Source organism: Synechococcus sp. HIMB2401, assembly GCF_042883245.1.
Lineage (GTDB): Bacteria > Cyanobacteriota > Cyanobacteriia > PCC-6307 > Cyanobiaceae > Parasynechococcus.
The window spans coordinates 290,236-305,599 of the sequence record NZ_JBDJKK010000002.1; the positions used below are offsets into that span (position 1 = coordinate 290,236).

Annotated in this window: 16 protein-coding genes; 5 read left to right on the forward strand and 11 right to left on the reverse strand. The window is 63.2% G+C overall.

The genetic code is table 11. From position 1 onward, the window contains the following. Positions 1-6: 6 nt before the first annotated feature. From AAXE93_RS06445 to AAXE93_RS06455, 3 genes are all read right to left on the reverse strand, one after another. Positions 7-1,203 carry an NAD-dependent epimerase/dehydratase family protein gene (locus tag AAXE93_RS06445; RefSeq protein WP_115009693.1) on the reverse strand — a complete coding sequence of 399 codons (1,197 nt, stop codon included), beginning with the start codon at positions 1,201-1,203 and terminating at the stop codon, positions 7-9. Between the two features lie 74 nt (positions 1,204-1,277). Next, positions 1,278-1,451: a photosystem II assembly protein Psb34 gene (gene psb34 / locus AAXE93_RS06450; protein ID WP_115131458.1), complete on the reverse strand. Its 174-nt coding sequence runs from the start codon at positions 1,449-1,451 to the stop codon at positions 1,278-1,280. Positions 1,452-1,543: 92 nt separating this feature from the next. Beyond that, positions 1,544-2,362: a thiazole synthase gene (locus tag AAXE93_RS06455; RefSeq protein ID WP_390129204.1), complete on the reverse strand. Its 819-nt coding sequence runs from the start codon at positions 2,360-2,362 to the stop codon at positions 1,544-1,546. 51 nt (positions 2,363-2,413) lie between these two features. Here AAXE93_RS06455 and AAXE93_RS06460 point away from each other — a divergent pair, with 51 nt between their 5' ends. Continuing rightward, positions 2,414-2,959, forward strand: a complete 546-nt coding sequence (locus AAXE93_RS06460; protein WP_390129206.1) for a hypothetical protein — start codon at positions 2,414-2,416, stop codon at positions 2,957-2,959. Between the two features lie 38 nt (positions 2,960-2,997). Here the strand turns inward: AAXE93_RS06460 and AAXE93_RS06465 are convergent, their stop codons facing one another. Genes AAXE93_RS06465 through rpmI form a run of 3 tightly spaced genes read right to left on the reverse strand, consistent with a single transcriptional unit; the run spans position 2,998 to position 4,129 of the window. Further along, entirely contained in the window at positions 2,998-3,516 is a 519-nt protein-coding gene (locus tag AAXE93_RS06465; protein ID WP_390129208.1) for a hypothetical protein, read from the reverse strand. A gap of 11 nt (positions 3,517-3,527) precedes the next feature. Then, positions 3,528-3,875 carry a 50S ribosomal protein L20 gene (gene rplT / locus AAXE93_RS06470; protein ID WP_011363098.1) on the reverse strand — a complete coding sequence of 116 codons (348 nt, stop codon included), beginning with the start codon at positions 3,873-3,875 and terminating at the stop codon, positions 3,528-3,530. Between the two features lie 56 nt (positions 3,876-3,931). After that, positions 3,932-4,129 carry a 50S ribosomal protein L35 gene (rpmI, locus tag AAXE93_RS06475; RefSeq protein WP_006852081.1) on the reverse strand — a complete coding sequence of 66 codons (198 nt, stop codon included), beginning with the start codon at positions 4,127-4,129 and terminating at the stop codon, positions 3,932-3,934. Between the two features lie 57 nt (positions 4,130-4,186). Here rpmI and AAXE93_RS06480 point away from each other — a divergent pair, with 57 nt between their 5' ends. Together AAXE93_RS06480 and AAXE93_RS06485 are read left to right on the forward strand one after the other, a co-directional pair. Then, on the forward strand, positions 4,187-5,746 hold the full coding sequence (locus AAXE93_RS06480; protein WP_390129213.1) for a SpoIID/LytB domain-containing protein: 1,560 nt from the start codon (positions 4,187-4,189) through the stop codon (positions 5,744-5,746). Between the two features lie 24 nt (positions 5,747-5,770). Next, positions 5,771-7,090 carry a glycosyltransferase gene (locus AAXE93_RS06485; RefSeq protein ID WP_390129215.1) on the forward strand — a complete coding sequence of 440 codons (1,320 nt, stop codon included), beginning with the start codon at positions 5,771-5,773 and terminating at the stop codon, positions 7,088-7,090. 61 nt (positions 7,091-7,151) lie between these two features. Here AAXE93_RS06485 and AAXE93_RS06490 read toward each other — a convergent pair whose 3' ends face one another. From AAXE93_RS06490 to tig, 5 genes are all read right to left on the reverse strand, one after another. Next, positions 7,152-9,020, reverse strand: coding sequence for a DNA polymerase III subunit gamma/tau (locus AAXE93_RS06490; RefSeq protein ID WP_390129218.1), 1,869 nt, complete (start codon positions 9,018-9,020; stop codon positions 7,152-7,154). 23 nt (positions 9,021-9,043) lie between these two features. Next, positions 9,044-9,682 (reverse strand): lecithin retinol acyltransferase family protein, encoded by a 639-nt coding sequence (locus AAXE93_RS06495; protein ID WP_390129221.1) that lies wholly within the window; start codon positions 9,680-9,682, stop codon positions 9,044-9,046. 4 nt (positions 9,683-9,686) lie between these two features. Then, a complete protein-coding gene (clpX, locus tag AAXE93_RS06500) occupies positions 9,687-11,036 on the reverse strand; it encodes an ATP-dependent protease ATP-binding subunit ClpX (protein ID WP_390129223.1) in 1,350 nt (449 codons plus the stop codon). 90 nt (positions 11,037-11,126) lie between these two features. Then, entirely contained in the window at positions 11,127-11,801 is a 675-nt protein-coding gene (clpP, locus tag AAXE93_RS06505) for an ATP-dependent Clp endopeptidase proteolytic subunit ClpP (protein ID WP_186494226.1), read from the reverse strand. A gap of 43 nt (positions 11,802-11,844) precedes the next feature. Next, a complete protein-coding gene (tig, locus tag AAXE93_RS06510; RefSeq protein WP_390129226.1) occupies positions 11,845-13,254 on the reverse strand; it encodes a trigger factor in 1,410 nt (469 codons plus the stop codon). Positions 13,255-13,411: 157 nt separating this feature from the next. Here tig and AAXE93_RS06515 point away from each other — a divergent pair, with 157 nt between their 5' ends. Together AAXE93_RS06515 and dapA are read left to right on the forward strand one after the other, a co-directional pair. Then, entirely contained in the window at positions 13,412-14,434 is a 1,023-nt protein-coding gene (locus tag AAXE93_RS06515; RefSeq protein ID WP_390129229.1) for an aspartate-semialdehyde dehydrogenase, read from the forward strand. After that, positions 14,434-15,342, forward strand: a complete 909-nt coding sequence (gene dapA, locus AAXE93_RS06520; protein ID WP_390129231.1) for a 4-hydroxy-tetrahydrodipicolinate synthase — start codon at positions 14,434-14,436, stop codon at positions 15,340-15,342. Before AAXE93_RS06515 ends, dapA begins: the two co-directional genes overlap by 1 nt. The last annotated feature ends 22 nt before the right edge of the window (positions 15,343-15,364 follow it).

Sequence of the window (15,364 nt, forward strand, 5' to 3'; positions counted from 1 at the left end):
GCTCGATCAGGACGCGGTGCCGATGGCCTGGGCCTGGGTTTTGGTCCAGGCGGAGGTGCAGAGGATGCGGTTGCGGTCGCAACGGTCCGCATAGCGGGTGGCGATCTCCACCACTTCCTTCAGCAGGCCGTCATCGAGGGTGGTGGGGTTGAGGCCCAGCTCGATGAAGCAGCGGTTGTCCACGATCAGATCGTTTTCAACGGCCTCGTTGCGGGGGTTGGGCAGGTTGTTGACCTGAGCGCCGGTGAGGGCGGCCACCTTCTTGGCCAGTTCACCCACCTGATGACTTTCGGTCATCTGGTTGAAGATCTTCACCCGCTCCCCTTGTTCCGGAGGGTTCTCCAGCGCCAGCTGGACGCAGCGCACGGAATCGCGGATATGGATGAAGGCGCGGGTCTGGCCCCCGGTTCCATGAACGGTGAGCGGGTAGCCAATGGCGGCTTGCATCAGGAAGCGGTTCAGCACCGTGCCGTAATCGCCGTCGTAATCGAAGCGATTGGTGAGCCGCGGGTCACGGTCTGTGGCATCGGTGTTGGTTCCCCAGACGATGCCCTGGTGCAGGTCGGTGATGCGGACCTTGTCGTTCTTGTTGTAGTAGAGGAAGAGCAGCTGATCGAGCGTCTTTGTCATGTGATAGACGCTGCCGGGGCTTGCCGGGTGGAGGATTTCCTCCTCAAAGCGGCTGCCGTCGGGCTGGGGCACTTCCACCTTGAGGTAGCCCTCAGGGATGGTGGCGCCGCGGTGGGAGCCATAGCCGTAGACGCCCATGGTGCCCAGATGCACCACGTGGATGTCCTGACCGCTTTCAACGATCGCCGCCAGCAGGTTGTGGGTGCCGTTGACGTTGTTATCGACGGTGTAGCGCTTGGTGGCGCTGCTCTTCATTGAATAGGGGGCGGCCCGCTGTTCCGCGAAGTGGACCACGGAATCCGGGCGCTCGTCCCGAAGCAGATCCAGCAACCGCTGGTACTCATGGGCGATGTCCATGTGGACAAACCGCATCGGCTTGCCGCCGGTTTCCTCCCAGGCTTTGAGGCGCTCACCGATGCTCACGATCGGCGTCAGCGACTCAACTTCAAGGTCGATGTCGATCTTGCGACGGCTGAGGTTGTCCACGATCAGAACGTCGTGGCCCTGATCCGCCAGGTTCACCGCACAGGGCCAGCCGCAGAAGCCGTCACCGCCGAGAACGAGAACTTTCACCCCAAACTCCTGCTGGAACGAGCGTGATGCTCAGTCTTGGCAAGCTACTACAGGGATTTTCAGTGTGAACCGTCTCAGCTGATGGCGACGGTCACCGCCACCATGGCGGCCACGATCAATCCACCGCTGACCAGCATCATCATTGAGCTGCGGTTGCGGCTCTGACTGGTGGCGTCGTCCATCACCTCCATGCGTGGCTCCTTGGCGAAGGCGTTGAGACGACCGCCGTCTTCCGTGGTGACCGACATGGGTCCAATGCGACTGGTCGGACCTTATGAGTCCAAATGCTCATTGCCTGCCTTTGTGAAGCAGGCTTCACCTCACTTCACGTCTCTTCACTTCATTGGGGTGTCTGCACCAGGCCCGTGGTCGGTGAACTGGCAGAGGCCTGATCCCTCCGCGGCAAGCGCCCGGAAAGGTGGGCGGTCCGCCCGGCCATCACCGCCTGGCCCATGGCCTCGGCCATGGCGGCGGGGTCGCCCGCCAGGGCGATGGCGCTGTTGACCAGCACGGCATCGGCGCCCATTTCGAGGGCCTGTGCCGCCTCGCTTGGAACACCAATGCCGGCGTCCACCACCACCGGCACCCCGGCGTTTTCGATGATCAAACCGATGTTGGCGGCATTGTTGAGCCCCTGGCCCGAGCCGATCGGAGAGCCCAGAGGCATCACCGTGGCGCATCCCACCTCCTCCAGCCGTTTGGCCAGCAGGGGATCGGCATTGATGTAGGGCAGCACCGTGAACCCTTCTTCTACCAGGCGTTCGGCGGCGTTCAGGGTGCCGATCGGATCGGGCAGAAGATGCCGGGCGTCAGGAATCACCTCCAGCTTCACGAAGGTGTTGTCCTCCTGTCCCGCCAGCTTGGCGAGCTCCCGTCCAAGCCTGGCGACACGCACCGCTTCCTCCGCATTGGTGCAGCCCGCGGTGTTGGGCAGCATCCAGATCCGTTGCCAATCAATGGCTTCCATCAGGCCCTCATGGCCTGCCGCCACGGTCTGCACCCGACGCACAGCCACCGTGACCATGTCGCAGCCGGATCGCTCGATGCTCTGCTGCATCGCCGTCATGGATGGATATTTGCCGGTGCCCGTGAACAGACGGCTGTTGAACTGACGCCCGCCAATGGTCAGGGGGTCGGAGCTGGGGGAGGGCGAATCCATGACGCGTCTGAGCAGAAGGGCCTACCGTTCCTTCATCATCCATCGTCTTCCATGCCGTTCCTGCTTGCCATGGATCTCCCGGTTGGCAGCCAGGTGCCGTTCCAGACCAATCCCCAGTTGCCTCTGGATCCGATTCAGTTGGCGGTTCCCCTGGAGCTCAAGGAACGCGAAGTGGAGAGTTTCGATCCAGTCGCACGCGCTGCAGAGCTGGCGGAATCGCTGCCCCGACAGTGGTGCGGCACCTTTGAGCCCTTCGATGGCAACCCCACCGTCGATGTCACGTTGGACATCACCCAGATGACGGCGATGGGCCAGATGGTGGATCTCCGGGGCACGATGACCCTTGGTTCCGTCACCACGCCGGTTCAAGGCAATCTCCATGCCAAGTCGGATCAGCTGGATCTCATCCCCTTGGCGGATCCCCTGATCGCTGGCGTTGAGCCTGGTGGCGTCTTCCTCGGCCTGCAGATGTTCAGTCCCACCAGTTGGCAGGCGCCTCGATTGATCAACGTGGCCGACCCCGCCACTGGAGTGGGTGGACGCTTGGCGATGACCGCAAGCTGCCAGGAAGAACCTCCGGTTCAGCCGCTCTGGTGACCCCAAACTCTTGAGGTTTTGAGGACATCTGAAAGAGCTCAGCCGTTCCGACGCTTGAGTTTTTTCAGTCCTTTCTTTGCGGTGGTGTTGTCGGGTTCCAGCTGAAGTGTCTGCTCATAGAGGGAGATCGCCTCAGCGTCCTTCAGCAGCTTCTCCTGAGCAAAAGCCAGGTTGTTGAGGGCGACGGGGTAGTCGGCTTTTGCCTTCAGAGCAAGCCTGTAGTGCTTGGTGGCACCGGAGTAATCCTTTTGTGCGGCCAAAGCAAAGCCGAGCGCGTTTTCGATCAGCGCACGGGCTTCATCCGGCTCATCACTCAGGCGTTTCAGGGCCTGCTTCAAGGTGGCTGCTGCTTGTGGATACAGCCTCTTCCGTAATTGAACGGATCCGAGCTCGTAGAGATCAGACGCCTGTCGTGACGAGGCCGTGTCGGATTTCTCGAGCTCAATCAGGCGTGCCTCATCGCGACGCACACGCAAAAACTGTCGGCCCACCACCACCGCAACGATGGCAAGCAGGCCGACCAGGCCCAGCAGGTAGGTCTGGGGCAGCAGATTCACGGTTGGAAAATTCAGCTCTTGGCTGCAGCCACAACGTTGGTGAAGCTGCCGGGGTCAACGACCGCCAGCTGAGCCAGCATCTTGCGATTCAGGCGCACATCGGCCTTCTTGAGACCGCCCATCAGACGGCTGTAGCTCACACCATTCAGGCGGGCAGCGGCGTTGATGCGGGCAATCCAGAGGCGACGGAAATCGCGCTTGCGACGACGACGATCGCGGTAGGCATTGCAGAGGGCTTTCATCACCCGCTGGTTTGCTGTACGGAACAGGGTTCCGTTGCCACCACGGAAGCCACGGGCCAGCCGCAGGATCTTGTTGCGGCGTTTACGGGCGACGTTGCCTCTCTTGACGCGGGCCATGAGGTTGGAAGGGTTGGATCAGGTCTTGTTGAACGGTCTCGTCTGAGCAGCTGTGCTCAGGCGTAGGGCATCATCAGGGTCACGCGCTCTTCGTCGGTGCGGTCCACCACGGCCTTGGTGGCCAGATGACGCTTCTGCTTGGGCGTTTTGTGGTCCAGCAGGTGGTTCCGGAAAGCGCGACGACGCAGAAATTTGCCAGTGCCGGTCGCTTTGAACCGCTTCGCGGCAGCTTTGCGGGTCTTCAGCTTGGGCATTGGTCTGCTCGTTCGGACACAAACGACAACAATACGTCCCGACGTGCCCCCTGCTGAATGATTCGGTTCCTGACGCTCACATTGCTGCTTTGCGTGGGCCTGGGCTGCCGCGTCCGTGAGCAGGGTGATGGCCTGCAACCCACCCTGACTGAGCCCCCGGTGGTGGAACCGGTTCGGCGGGCGACGCACCGTTCCGTCGCTGACCCACCGCGGGTTGAAGGTCATGAACCGGTGCTCTGGGTGGCCTTGGCGGATCATCTCGGTGCTGCGGAAACAGCAGCTCCTTTGAATCTGCGTGCCTTTGCCGGCTCGCTCAGCCTTCGCGACGCCACCGGGGAGCAAGGCAGTGGTTCAGGTTTCGTGATCACCTGGCGAAGCGTCGCCTTGGCCCGTCCGCTCCAGTTGGCCCGCCGGATTGCAGGTCCCTACGCCAGCTTTGAGTCGGCGGATCGTGTCGCCTCCCGTTGGCGTGCTTTGGGGGTTGCGGCCGAGGTGGCCCATCCCAAGGAGTGGGAGGTGTGGGCGCCGGAGGGCTCGCCTGTTCCCGACGGTCTGGCGGTGCGTGATTGGCAAGGCACCGTCACCAGCACCGTCGAAGCGGTGTTGCAGACCCCGGAGGGTGAGCGCCCCCTGCAAGGACCTGTCTTGATTGAGGCCTCGGATGGGTTGCTCTGGGCGGGTGGACGTTTTGAGGGGCCCTTCCGCTTGCAACGGGATGCCTACGGCAGCTGGACGCTGGTGGAGCAGGTGCCGGTGGAGCGCTACCTCGAGGGGGTGGTGCCCCACGAGATCGGTGCCGGTTCACCGATGGCGGCGTTGCAGGCCCAGACCGTTCTGGCGCGCACCTGGGCTCTGGCCAACAGCCATCGCTTCAGCATTGATGGCTATCACCTCTGCAGCGACACCCAGTGTCAGGTCTACAGCGATCCCCGAAGTGCGGGAGCTGCTGTGCGCGAGGCGATTGCAGCCACCCAGGGCAAGTTGCTCAGCCTGAACAACCGGCCAATCAGCGCCGTGTATCACGCCACCAATGGCGGGGTGATGGCTGCCGGGCCGGAAGCCTGGGCCATGCAGCCCACCACCTATCTGCGTGCGAAGCCGGATGGGGATGAGGGCTGGAGCAACCGTCATCCCTTGCCCCTGCAGCAGCGCAAGGCGGTGGAAGAGTTGCTGGCGGATCGCAGCGGGGCCTTTGGCCAGCGGCACCCCCGCTTCCGCTGGACCCGAATCCTTTCGGGTCCGACTTTGCGTCAGGCCCTCGGCGCAGCCGCAGACCCGCTGGTTTCGCCTGTGGAATTGAAGGTGCTCGAGCGGGGCGCCAGCGGCAGGGTGCTGGCCTTGCAGATCTCAGGCAGCAGCGACGCCGCTCCGGTCATCCTCAAGTTGGATGCCATTCGTCGCACCCTTCGCACGCTGCCCAGCACCCTGTTCGTCTTGGAGCCTCAGGGGGGCGAACACTGGTTGTTGGTGGGTGGTGGCTTTGGCCATGGGGCCGGTTTGTCGCAGGCTGGAGCCATTGATCTGGCCTGGCGTGGCTGGCCCGTGGAGCGGATCCTGAGCCATTACTACCCAGGGACTGTCTACGGCCCACTCTCAACACTGGTGCAGTCCCCTTAAAGTCCTTCCCACCTGGGCAGCTGGATGAGCTCGAACGCCACATCGGGTGATCACCGTCGGGTGAAATCGGCAGCGTTCCTGTTCGCCTGCGGATGTGCTGGTGCTGCTCCCCACTGGCTGGACTCCGCCCGTTCGCTCTGGCCCGCCATCAGTCTTGCCCTGATGCTTGGGGGCTATGGCCTCCGTTCCGTCATGCGCGGGCAGCTGACGCGTGGGTCATCGGCGTCGGTGCCGGAGATTGATCGGACGACGCTTCCCAGCCTGGATGTGGTGGTGGCCGCCCGCGACGAAGAGGCGGTGGTGCCGCGTTTGGTGGAACGGCTCACATCCCTGCGCTATCCATCCGGACAGCTCACCACATGGGTGATCGACGACGGCAGTCTTGATCGAACCTCTGAGCTGCTGGACGATCTGGCCGGCCAGCACCCTGAGCTGAACGTGATTCATCGCCAGCGCAATGCCGGTGGGGGCAAGTCGGGTGCGCTGAACACCGCTTTGGGCTGCCTCAAAGGTGAGTGGCTGCTGGTGCTTGATGCGGATGCTCAGCTGCAGGACGACTTGCTCGAGCGCCTTGTTCCCTACGCCTTGGAGGGTGGCTGGTCGGCGGTGCAGCTGCGAAAGGCCGTGATTGATGCCGATCGCAGTTGGTTGACCCGATCACAGGCGATGGAGATGGCTCTGGATGCGGTGATCCAGTCGGGCCGACTGGCCAATGGAGGCGTGGCCGAACTGCGGGGGAACGGACAGCTGATCAAGCGCTCCGTGCTCGAGTCCAGTGGTGGTTTCAACGAAGACACCGTCACCGATGACCTGGATCTCAGCTTCCGCCTGCTGACCCATGGGGCCTTGGTGGGATTGTTGTGGGACCCTCCGGTCCAGGAAGAGGCGGTTCCTGGTCTCCATGCCCTGTGGAAACAACGGCAGCGCTGGGCGGAAGGCGGTTTGCAGCGCTTCTTTGATTACTGGCCGGTGCTCACCTCAGCGCAGTTGAGTCTTCGCCAGCGTTGGGATCTGACGGCCTTTTTTCTGCTCCAGTACGCCCTGCCGGTGGTGTCCTTCGCTGATCTGAGCACGGCTCTGATCACTCGAAGCCTGCCGGTCTACTGGCCCTTGTCTGTGGTGGCCTTCAGCGTTTCGGGTCTGGCTTATTGGCGCGGCTGTCGCAGTGGCAGCGAGGGGCCGGAGATCCCCTCAGCGAGCCTGGCCAATCTCCTTGTGGCGATTGCCTACCTCGGCCACTGGTTTGTGGTGATTCCCTGGGTGACGCTGCGGATGTCACTCCTCCCCAAACGCTTGGTCTGGGCCAAAACCAGCCATGGTGTGGAGCATCCGGTTCAGGCCTGAGCTTGTTGCCTGTTGGACGGCATGACCGGGGGGGGGGGGAGTTCGCCGACTCGACGTTCTCTCAGTTGACGTCGTCAACGTCGAGCACCTGACCGTTGAAGAAGTCCGCCAGGTTGCGGGCCTGACGATCCAGGCCTGAGGGAGGACTGGCTTCAGCGCTTGATTTTGTTGGTGCAGCTGTCGGGTTGGCGTCCGAAGGTTTGGTTTGGGTGTGCGGCAGTTCTGGCGTTGGCACCGGAGCTGGCGCCTGTGTTGCTGAGGGAGCCGGCATTGGGGCCGGTACCGGTGTTGGCGGCTCGACCGGAGTTGTTGTGATGGTCGGTGCGACCGGGGGGGGTGTGGTCGGTGGAGTGATTGATGGTGGTGTGACCGGGGCTGTTGCCAGCGGAGGTGGCATGGCGCTGTTGCTGGCCTCCAGCACCAGCTGCCTCGAGCCTCCAAGCGCTTTGGCCACGGCCTGTTCCAGCAGGGATGCCCGGCTCTGCACCATCCCCATCCAGTTGCCTGCCACCTGCACAACGGCACGGTTGGCATCCAGGCGCACCAGTTGGGCCTGCTGCGAAAGCAGCATCCGGGTGGAGGGCAGTTCGAGGCTGCCCAGGATCTGTTGCCAGAGCTCGGGCAGGTTGGTGCTGGCTGCCGGTGCAGGGGTGGAGACCGTCGGAAGTTCCGGGGATGGCGCAGGGGCAGGTTTTGGGCTGGGGGTGGGCGCCTCGATTGCTGGGGCTGTAGCTGCTGTAGGCGCTGCGCCGGAAGGAGTGGGAGTCGGAGGTGCGACTGGTGTTGTCGCTGGTTGTCTTGGGGCCGGAGCTGTGGCTGTGCTCTGAGCCTGTACCGGTTCCGCCAGCAACCCCAAAAGCAGCACTTCCAGCCACAGGCGCGGCTGCACGCTTTGGCGCAGTTGTTGCTCGGTGCCGCGCAGTTGGGCCTGCCATTGCAGCAAGCGGGCCCGGCCGATGGCCTTGGCGAGGGCGGGCAGTTGCTCGCGGAACTCGGGCGACACGCTGGTGAGTTCCAGTCGGTCTGGAGCGGCCGCCATCAACACCAGATCCCGCAGCATCCCGGCCAGACCCTGCAGCACGGCCCCGGGATCCCGGCCCCGGTCCAGCAGGTTTCGGGTGGCCTCCAGCAGCTGCACAGGTTCGGCGCTGCTCATGGCCCCCACCAGTTCCAACAGCTCCTGTTCGGGGACTGCCCCCAGCAGATCCCACACCGCAGCGGCTTCGATCGGCGGCGGCAGCAGGCTCAGCTGATCCAGCAAGCTTTCCGCATCCCGCAGGCCTCCCTGGGACCGCTGGGCCACCACATGAATGGCCTCAGGCTTGATTTCGATCGCTTCCTGTTCGGCGATCCAGCTCAGATGATTGTTGAGGGCATCCAGAGGAATGCGCCTGAAATCAAAGCGTTGACAACGGCTCAGGATCGTCGGTAGCACCCGTTGCGGGTCAGTGGTGGCGAGCACGAACACCACCTGCGGCGGCGGCTCCTCCAGGGTTTTCAGCAGGGCGTTGAAGGCTGCGGTGGAGAGCATGTGGCACTCGTCCACCACGTACACCTTCCAGCGGGCCTGCACCGGTGCGAAGCGGGAGCGTTCGATCAGCTCGCGGATGTTGTCGACGCCGGTGTTGGAGGCGGCATCGATCTCGATCACATCGAGGGCGGTGCCGGCGGCGATCGTGGTGCAGAGCTCGCAGATGCCACAGGGCTCTGGTGTGGGCCCCTCGCTGTTCAGGCAATTGAGCGAGCGGGCCAGGATGCGGGCGCTGGAGGTTTTGCCGGTGCCGCGGGGGCCGCTGAACAGATAGGCCGGGGCAATGCGATTGCTGGTGAGGGCGTGGCCCAGGGTGGCGGCGATCGCCTCCTGCCCCACCAGCTGATCAAAGCGCTGGGGTCGGTATTTGTGATGCAGCGGCTGGTAGGCCGAACTCATGCGCCGCGAGCGTTGAGAGGAGATTACTCAGAGGAATCGGAGCCTGGAAGGGCGGGGTGCTGCTGGAGCAGGGCATCAATTCGTTGTTTGAGGTCTTCGACGGCAGCCAATTCATCGGCCAGGCTTTGGCCCGTGAGCAAAAGCCGGCGATCCGTTCCCTTTCCTGCCCGTTTCAGCAGACCCTCCAACTTGTGCAGCAGCGAGAGGCGCAGGCGTTCCAACTTCTCCACACCCCGCCTGGCCATGGCGCGGGCGTCGTCATCAAGCAGGCCCCGTTGCACCAGGAGCTCTAGGCCCCGCATCAGCGCCGAAGGCATCAGCCCGCTCCAGTGGCGGGCCCGTTCCAGCACGGTGTCCACCTGCCCACTGCGATGCCGTCCGGTTTTGCACCAGGTGGCGAAGTGCTCGCAGTTGTTGAACAGCAGGTTGTAGTCCTGTTCTCCCAGGCGCCCCATGGCCCGGCGCAGGGTCACACCAGGCGGAGACGCCTCGACGTAGTTGATCACCCGCAACGGTTGCCCTTGGCTGAAATCCTCCAAGGGGCTGCGCAGGATTTCACGCCCTTCCAGATAGTGGGCGACGGTTCCGTCCCCGAGGTCGATGCCGTGGTGGTTGAACAGGCCGTGCTGACGCGGCACCTCCAGGTGGTCAGCGGCAGCCAAGACTTCAGGCGGTCTTCTGTTGTTCCGTGCCAGGCAGGGGCAGCACCTTGCCGCCTGTGTGTTCCTCCACCATCGCCCTGGTGACGGTGAACTCCTTGACTGATGTCTGCGATGGCAGGTCGTACATCAGGTCCAGCATCAGCTCCTCAACGATGCCGCGCAGGGCGCGGGCACCGGTCTTGCGCCGGTGAGCCTCCTGGGCGATCGCCTCGATGGCGTCATCGGCGAACTGCAGCTGCACGTTGTCCATGCTCAGCAGGGTTCGGAACTGCTTCACCAGAGCATCGCGGGGTTCGGTGAGGATCGATTGCAGCGCACTTTCGTCCAGCGGCTCCAGCACGGCGCTCACCGGCATCCGGCCGATGAATTCGGGGATCAGGCCGTAGCGCACCAGGTCATCCGGCTCCAGGTGCCGCAGCACTTGGGCGGCCTGAAGGTCGCGGTTGGCGCGGCTGCGTCCACGGCCGTCGCTGGGCATGAAGCCGATGGCATTGCGGCCCATGCGTTTCTGCACCACGTCGTCCAGACCGACGAAGGCACCACCGCAGATGAACAGGATCTGGCTGGTGTCGATTTGGATGCAGTCCTGATAGGGGTGCTTGCGCCCGCCCTGGGGCGGCACGTTGGCCACAGTTCCCTCCAGCATTTTCAGCAGGGCCTGCTGCACACCTTCGCCGGACACATCCCTTGTGATCGAGGGGTTCTCGCTCTTGCGGGCGATCTTGTCGATCTCATCGATGTAGATGATCCCCCGCTGGGCCTGGTCCACATCCATATCGGCCTTCTGCAGCAGCCGCAGCAGGATGTTTTCGACGTCCTCACCCACGTAGCCCGCTTCGGTGAGGGTGGTGGCATCGGCCACGGCGAAGGGCACGTCCAGCATTTCGGCCAGGGTCTGGGCCAACAGCGTCTTGCCGCAGCCGGTGGGTCCGATCAGCAGGATGTTGCTCTTGTGCAGCCGGGTTGCCGTTTCCTCGGTTTCGCCCTGGCCATCCCCCTGCCAGGCCAGACGTTTGTAGTGGTTGTAGACCGCCACCGACATCACCTTCTTGGCGGCGTCCTGGCCGACTACTTGTTGATCCAGGAAGCTCTTGATGTCCTGAGGCCTGGGAATGGAAGCCAGGGTCGGGGCCGGTTTGCTGCTCTTGCGAGCGGCTGGTGTGGCCTTTCGGTTCGGCTCATGGCTGTGGCGTGGGTTGCCCTGCCCATCCACCAGCTCTTCATCCAGGATCTCGTTGCAGAGATCGATGCATTCATCGCAGATGTAGACGCCAGGTCCGGCGATCAGCTTGCGCACCTGGTCCTGGGATTTCCCACAGAACGAACATTTCAGATGGGCGTCGAACTTGGCCATCGAACGCTGGGCACCACACAGGAGAACAAGTCAGGAATCAACCGATGGGGTCTCCCTGAACACACAGGATCGAGAACGGAAGGGCGTCTGTCAGCCCTCCGTAATGATTCCTCCGTCCCCGGAACTGTCCACCACGCGATCGATCAGGCCGTATTCAACCGCTTCTGCCGGAGAAAGGAAGTAGTCGCGGTCGGTGTCTTCCGAGATCTTGTCGAGCGGCTGGCCTGTGTGTTCCGCCATCAACCCGTTCAGGGTTTCCTTGAGATAAAGGATTTCCTTGGCCTGGATCTCGATGTCCACCGCCTGCCCCTGGGCGCCACCGAGGGGTTGGTGAATCATGATCCGGGCATTGGGCAAAGCGAGACGCTTGCCCTTGGTGCCTCCGGAGAGCAGGAAGGCACCCATGCTGGCGGCGAGGCCGTAGCAGATGGTCACCACGTCAGGAGCAACCTGCTGCATCGTGTCGTAGATCGCCAGACCAGCGGTCACCGACCCGCCCGGTGAGTTGATGTAGATCTGAATGTCCTTCTCAGGATCCTCGGCTTCGAGGAACAGCATCTGCGCCACCAGGGCATCGGCGACGGCGTCATCCACACCGGTGCCGAGGAAGATGATTCGCTCCCGCAGCAGGCGGGAATAGATGTCGAAGGCGCGGTCGCCGCGACCGGACTGTTCCACAACCGTGGGCAGAGGCCCCGGTGCCGAGACGGGCATGGCGGCCCGCCAGCGGTTCTGGATGGGGTGGTGACTGCGGGCGTCGATCACGCGATCGGTCTGCGGTGAAGTTGGGCCAATCTATGGGCGTTGCTCAGTCCTTGGCGTCCGCCTTGGACTTGCTTTTAGCGGCGGTCTTCTTGGCGGCGGTCTTTTTCTTGGTTTCAGCCTTGCTCTCGTCAGTGGCCGGTGCCTTTTCGGTGAGGGTGCTGTTCTCCTCGAGCCAGCCCATCAGACGGTCCTGCATCAGGTCATCCATCACGGCCTGGCGCAGGCGCTCGGGATCGATCTTGGCGTCGGCGGAGAGTTCCTTCTTCACCTCCTTGATCTTGGCGTCCACGTCCTTGTCGTCGAGCTTGATGTCCTCCGCTTCAGCCAGGGCGGTGAGGGCAAAACTGCGGCGCAGACGCTCTTCGGCCTCGGGGCGGGAGTTCTGCATCAGGTTGCGCACTAGGTCGGGCGTGAACAGCGACTTCACGTCCATGCCCTGCTGAGCGAACTGGGCTGCGGTCTGCTCCAGCAGGTTGCGGCTTTCCTGTTGGATCAGGGCTTCCGGGAGTTCCACTTCGAGCTGCTCCACCAGGGCGGCGACGAGGGCATCGCGGCGATTGCTGGTCTGACGGCGTTCGGCGTCGTCCTTGAGCCGCTGCTCCAGATCTTTGCGCAGGTCCGCCAGGGTCTCCTGTTCGCTGGCCTGCTTGGCGAATTCGTCATCCAGCTCGGGCAGTTCGCGGGTCTTGAGGTCCTTCAGCTCGATCTCGAAGGCGGCCTTACGTCCGCGGGCGTCCTCCTTCGGGTAGTCGTCAGGGAACTGGCAATCCACGGTTTTGGTCTCGCCAATCTTCATGCCGATAACACCTTCGATGAAGCCGGGGATCATCCGGCCGTTTTCCAGGTCCACATCCATCGAATCGGCACTGCCGCCCTCGATCTCGCTGCCGTCATCGCTGTAGGTGCCCTTGAAGCCGAGTACAGCGATGTCGCCGTTCTTGGCGGCACGGTCTTCCACAGGCACGACCGTGGCCATCTGCTTGCGGGAATCCTCAAGCATCGCGTCGACCCGGGAGGCGTCGTAGGCGACGGTTTCAAATTCCGCCTTCAGTCCCTTGGTGGTTTTCAGCTTCGGCGTCGGGGCGACGTCGGCTTCCAGGGTGAAGGTGAGTTCCTTGCCGGGCTCAAAGCTCTCCAGCAGGCCGTCGAAACCACTGCTCAGATCAGGCTGACTGATCGGTTCCAGCGATTCCTGCTTGATGGCGTCACGCCAGGCGTTATCGATCAGCTTCTCCAGAGCCGTGGCTTTGATCCGCACGCCACCCAGCTGCTGCACCAGCACCGTGCGCGGCACCTTGCCCTTGCGGAAGCCCGGCAGGTTGATGCTGCGGCTCAGGTTGGTGATGGCGTCTTCGTAACTGGTCTTGCAGCGCTCCCCAGGAACGGTGACCGTCACTGCCAGGCGGCTGCTGGGGCGGGCTTCGGTGGTCACCTTCAGGGCTGCAGCGCTCATGGGGGAAGGGAAAGGGCAGCCCAGCACTTTATGCAACCGGTGAATTCAGGCTGGATCGGTAAGCTGAGCGCGTCGCTAGGCCGGCATCACGTTCTCTACGTAGTGATGTCGGGTCTGAGAAACGACGGGTTTTCGTTCAGATCGTTCACTCCACCGCTTGTCTTCGACCCTTCCCAACCGTCCTCTCAACATTGCTGTTCTCGGTGCCAGCGGTGCTGTTGGCCAGGAACTGCTGCTGCTGCTTGAGGAGCGCCGTTTCCCTGTTGGTGAGCTGAAGCTGCTTGCGTCGGCTCGTTCTGCCGGTCAGACCCAAGCCTGGAACGGCCGCACACTCACGGTGGAAGAGGTGTCGGCCCAATCCTTTGAGGGGGTCGATCTGGTGCTGGCGTCGGCCGGTGGTTCTGTTTCGAAGCAGTGGCGCGAGGCGATCACCGCCGCCGGTGGGGTGATGGTGGATAACTCCAGCGCCTTCCGGATGGAGGAGGGTGTGCCGCTGGTGGTGCCCGAGGTCAATCCCGACGCGGCCTTCGCCCACAAAGGCGTGATTGCCAATCCGAACTGCACCACGATCCTGCTCACCCTGGCTTTGGCGCCTTTGGCGGCCAAGCGTGCGATGCGCCGGGTGGTGGTGAGCACCTATCAATCCGCCAGTGGCGCTGGCGCCCGCGCCATGGAAGAGCTGAAAAATCTGTCGCAGACGGTGCTGGACGGCGGAACCCCCAAGGGAGAGGTGCTGCCTTACTCCCTGGCGTTCAACCTTTTTTTGCACAACTCCCCCTTGCAGGACAACAACTATTGCGAGGAGGAGATGAAGATGGTCAACGAGACCCGCAAGATCATGGGTCTGCCGGATCTGCGCTTCACCGCAACCTGCGTGCGCGTTCCTGTGCTGCGGGCCCATTCCGAAGCAGTGAACATCGAGTTCGAGTCCCCCTTCCCAGTTGATGAAGCACGTGAGCTGCTCGCGGCTGCTCCCGGTGTGGAGCTGATTGACGACCCGGCGGCGAACCGTTTCCCGATGCCAACGGATGTGACCGGTCGCGATCCGGTGGCGATCGGGCGGATCCGTCAGGACATCAGTGATGCCAATGCCTTGGAGCTTTGGTTGTGTGGCGATCAGATCCGCAAGGGAGCTGCTCTCAATGCCGTTCAGATCGCTGAACTGTTGATCGAGAAGTGATGACCCAGGCCGCCACCCTCTCCCCAACCCCCTTCGGCCGTGTGGTCACCGCGATGGTGACCCCTTTTGACGCCAGCGGTGCTGTGGATCTAACCGTTGCTGCAAACCTGGCGCGGCATCTGGTGGAGCAGGGCTCCGATGGACTGCTGGTGTGCGGCACCACCGGTGAATCGCCCACCCTCAGTTGGGACGAGCAGTTGCAACTGCTGCAGGCGGTTCGTGATGCCGTAGGCGATAACGCCAAGGTGTTGGCGGGAACCGGCAGCAACTGCACGGCCGAAGCGGTGGAGGCCACCAAGGAAGCGGCGGCGGCCGGCGCCGATGGCGCTCTTGTTGTGGTGCCCTATTACAACAAGCCACCCCAGGAGGGCCTGGAAACCCATTTCCGGGCCATCGCTGAAGCGGCTCCTGAGTTGCCGTTGATGCTTTACAACATCCCTGGCCGCACCGGCTGCAGCATCGCTCCGGCCACGGTGGCCCGGCTGATGGACTGCCCCAACGTGGTGAGTTTCAAGGCCGCCAGCGGCACCACGGAAGAGGTCACGGCCTTGCGGCTGGCCTGCGGTCCGCAGCTGGCAATCTACAGCGGTGACGACGGCCTCACCCTGCCGATGCTTGCGGTGGGTGCCGTGGGAGTGGTGAGTGTGGGCAGCCATGTGGCGGGCCCTGAGATCCGCGCCATGATCGAGGCCTATCTGAACGGCGATGGTGCCTCCGCACTCGCCCTGCACGACGCGTTGATTCCTCTGTTCAAGGCCCTGTTCGCCACCACCAATCCGATTCCCGTCAAGGCTGCCCTGGAACTCAATGGCTGGTCTGTCGGTGCGCCTCGTCCGCCCCTCTGTCCCCTCTCTGACGACATGAAACGTTCGCTTTCCAACGCCATGGCCGCCCTCCGTCAGACCTAGCCCGGTCCGGCTTATCGGCTTA